Raw genomic sequence first — 385 nt, 5'->3', positions numbered from 1 at the left:
AGAGCACCGTGTTGATAACGCGGGGGTCGTTGGTTCGAGCCCAACCAGACCCACCAAGTTTCGCGGGGGATTAGCTCAGCTGGGAGAGCACCTGCTTTGCAAGCAGGGGGTCGTCGGTTCGATCCCGTCATCCTCCACCACTGCCTTTATGTGTGCGATAGACGCAGACATAAGAGTAGTTCTCGTTCTTTAACAATCTGGAAGAAGTAAAGTTTTATTAAGCGTGTAAGAAATTACACACTTAGGGTAGTGTTCCGAAAGGAACGCATACAAAAACTCATCAAACACAGTAGTAAGTGCTTAGAACTATAGCCGTCAAGGTTATAGGGACAAGTGACTAAGTGCACATGGCGGATGCCTTGGCGATTACAGGCGATGAAGGACG

At 48.8% G+C, this 385-nt stretch carries 1 tRNA gene; it reads left to right on the top strand.

The features are described from left to right. The first annotated feature begins 64 nt into the window (after nt 1-64). Nucleotides 65-140 (top strand) — tRNA-Ala (locus tag AB4Z19_RS30495). Nucleotides 141-385 lie beyond the last annotated feature (245 nt).

This window comes from Pseudoduganella sp. RAF19, assembly GCF_052114165.1.
Taxonomy (GTDB): Bacteria; Pseudomonadota; Gammaproteobacteria; order Burkholderiales; family Burkholderiaceae_D; genus Rugamonas.
This window is presented reverse-complemented; position numbering and strand designations above follow the sequence as displayed.